Raw genomic sequence first — 276 nt, forward strand, 5'->3', positions numbered from 1 at the left:
GGGCGCTGCTGGAACAGGCCCTGCGAGTCGTGGTCGTTACGGTCACCCAGGTGGCCCAGGTTCTCCAGCTTCGACTCCTGCAACGCGGTGGCGATGGACACGACCGCGGCACGCTCGTCCATACCGGCCTTCTTCGTCGCCGCGATGATCGCCTTCACGTTCTTGGTCTGCTCGTCGTTCAGCTCGATCCGCGACTGCTCACCCTGCACACCGTGCGGGATCAGCTTGTCACCCTGCACCGTGGCCGCAACCGGCTTGGTGTGGGTGGTGGTGTCG

The 276-nt window shown here is 65.6% G+C and carries 1 pseudogene; it reads right to left on the reverse strand.

Annotation, left to right across the window (positions count from 1 at the left end):
• Window positions 1-276 (reverse strand): annotated as a pseudogene (locus IRY44_RS30510) (hypothetical protein); the annotation flags it as partial.

This window comes from Micromonospora sp. ANENR4, from assembly GCF_015354395.1.
GTDB classification, from domain to species: Bacteria; Actinomycetota; Actinomycetes; order Mycobacteriales; family Micromonosporaceae; genus Micromonospora; species Micromonospora aurantiaca.